The organism is Mesorhizobium sp. M7A.F.Ca.AU.002.02.1.1, from assembly GCF_003998535.1.
Lineage (GTDB): Bacteria > Pseudomonadota > Alphaproteobacteria > Rhizobiales > Rhizobiaceae > Mesorhizobium > Mesorhizobium ciceri.
Genome location: NZ_RZPB01000828.1, coordinates 1 through 2469 on the forward strand (window position 1 = coordinate 1; position 2469 = coordinate 2469).

The 2469-nt window shown below is 63.5% G+C and carries 4 protein-coding genes; 1 reads left to right on the forward strand and 3 read right to left on the reverse strand.

Annotated features, from left to right (window positions below; genetic code table 11):
* A partial coding sequence (locus EN879_RS31905) for a GTPase (RefSeq protein ID WP_127274519.1) occupies positions 1 to 388 on the reverse strand: 388 nt, incomplete at its 3' end.
* Positions 385 to 1050, reverse strand: coding sequence for a tetratricopeptide repeat protein (locus EN879_RS31910; RefSeq protein WP_063167646.1), 666 nt, complete (start codon positions 1048 to 1050; stop codon positions 385 to 387). The genes EN879_RS31910 and EN879_RS31905, both read right to left, overlap by 4 nt.
* Positions 1051 to 1262: 212 nt before the next feature.
* Between EN879_RS31910 and EN879_RS31915 the strand changes: the two genes are divergently transcribed.
* Entirely contained in the window at positions 1263 to 2270 is a 1008-nt protein-coding gene (locus EN879_RS31915) for a polysaccharide deacetylase (protein ID WP_013532850.1), read from the forward strand.
* 33 nt (positions 2271 to 2303) lie between these two features.
* On the opposite strand, the gene EN879_RS31920 is transcribed toward EN879_RS31915, so the two are convergent.
* The coding region (locus EN879_RS31920) for an SbmA/BacA-like family transporter (RefSeq protein ID WP_281034616.1) at positions 2304 to 2469 on the reverse strand (166 nt) is incomplete at its 5' end.

A 2469-nucleotide genomic window follows, 5' to 3' on the forward strand; every position in this document is an offset into this window, starting at 1 on the left:
TACCGCCCTGGGCGCCCTTCGCCTCGGCCTTGTTGGCGACCAGCACGACCGGCTTGCCGGACTTGCGCACGATCTCGGCGAAGGTCCTGTCGTCAGGCAAAAGGCCGGACTTGGCATCGATGGTGAAGAAGATCAGGTCGGCCTCGCGGATAGCGATCTCGGTCTGCGCACGCATGCGGCCGGGCAAGGTCGAGGCACCAGCGTCCTCGAAGCCGGCGGTGTCGATGACATCGAAATGCAGGTCGTAGAGCTTGGCGGCGTGGACGCGACGGTCGCGGGTGACGCCCGGCGTGTCGTCGACAAGCGCCAGCTTTCTTCCCACCAGCCGATTGAAGAGAGTCGATTTGCCGACGTTAGGTCTGCCGATGATGGCGACTTTGAAGGTCACGACGCACTGCCCGACCCGCGGATCAGCTCGGACATCAATGTTGCGCGCTCGCGGGTGTTGCGCGGGGCGCCGTCATCGGCGGCGATCTGGTCGAACAGTTTCAGCGCATCCTGCGTCTTGCCTTCCTTCCAGGCGGAAAGGCCGAGCGCCTCGCGCGCCGTGTGGCGCAGCGTGTTGGTGTCGGATGTCAGCGCTTCGATACGGCTGGACACGTCGGCGAACGAGCCATGGTCGACGAGCAGCAGCGCTGCCCGCAGCCGCGCCATGTCGCGAATGCTCTGGGGAATGGCCGTGTCGGCGGCGACTTCGTCGAAATCCTTGACGGCGGCGGGAACGTCGCCCTTGTTCGCCTTGACGGTCGCGCCGCGCATGCGTGCGAGCAGCGGATAGGCGCCGTAGCCATCCTTCTCCAACTGATCGAGCGCGGTCAGCGCCTCATCGTTCTTGCCGTCATTGGCAAGCTTCAGCGCCTGCGAGAACGCATCGCCCGAGCGGTTGGCGCGCGTCTCGTCCCAATAGCGATAGCCGACGAAGGCTGCGGTGCCGAGCACCACGAGGATCGCAACGACAATCAGGGCTGGGCCAAAACGGTCCCACAGCGCCTGCGCCTGTTCGCGACGGATCTCGTCGTTGACTTCACGGATAAAACTGTCGTCGGACATCAAATCAAACCATTCCTGCCCGGTCGGGCCTTTGTCAGCCCGCGTTTTAGCGAAATTTTGCCGGCATGGAAGGGGTTCGACCGGAAAATCGCTATTGTCCGGGGCAAACGGATGTTTGCCCCGGACGAGCAGCCGAAGAGGCCCATCGCACCCGCGCCACATTTAGGCGATAGCCGGCTTGCAGACGTTCCCCGAGTTAAGATCAGATTCCTATGCTTCGTCCGTTCCGCGTTGTTGCGTTTTCGCTTGCCGCGCTCGTCACTGCCGGCGTGGCTCTGGCCGACCCGCCCGCGCCACCGGTGCCGGCAAAGCCCAAGCAGGTCGTCATCATCTCGTTCGACAGCGCCCGCGACATTTCGCAGTGGAAGCGCAGTCGAGCACTGGCTGAGCGCACCGGGGCACATTTCACCTATTTTCTGTCCTGCGTCTTCCTGCTGTCGACGGAAACACGCAAGGAATACACCGCACCCGGCAGAAGCGCCGGGAAATCCAATATCGGCTTTGCCGCCTCGAAACAGGAAGTCACCGACCGGCTCGAGCAGATCGGGCTTGCCGCGCATGAGGGCCACGACATCGCCAGCCATGGCTGCGGCCATTTCGACGGCAAGGACTGGAGCAAGGCCGACTGGCTGAAAGAGTTCGGTTCGTTCGAGCACATTCTCGAGAACGCCTATGCCATCAACGGCATTGCGCCCGAGCCTGAGGGCTGGCGCGATTTCGCACGGCATGCGGTTGTCGGTTTTCGCGCGCCGTATCTGTCGACGGGCAAGGCGCTCTATGAAGCGCTGCCGGCCGCCGGCTATCAATTCGACGCCAGCGGCGTCTCGCAGGGCCCCGCCCGACCGACGGCCAGCAACGGCGTCATGCACTTTTCGCTGCCGCAGATTCCAGAAGGACCGAAGTCACGGCCGGTGATCGCCATGGACTACAATCTCTATGTCAGGCATTCCGGCGGCTTCGAACGGCCAAGCCAAGCGGGCGAGTTCGCCAACCGGACCTATGATGCCTTCCGCGCCGCCTTCGACAAGCAGTATGCCGGCAAGCGCATTCCGCTGGAGCTCGGCTTCCACTTCGCGCTGATGAATGACGGCGCCTACTGGAACGCGCTGGAGCGCTTTGCCGGCGAGGTCTGCGTCAAGGCCGATGTCGAATGCATCAGTTTTCGCGATTATGTTTCGCGCCAGGATGCCGGCCAGAGGCAGGTCTCGGTCGGCGGCTGAGCCGCCAACCCGGTTCGTTTCCAACCTCGATCTTTAGGCCGGATCCTCAGCGCCCTGCCTTGCCAGATAGCGCTGGTCGATATCGGGCAGCGGCTCGCCTTGCAGCGTCGCCTCGAAGGCGCGCAGGCGCTTGTGGACCGATTGCAGCTCGACGATGGTCGACCAGGAGGTGAGCAGAAACTGCAGTGAACCGGTCACC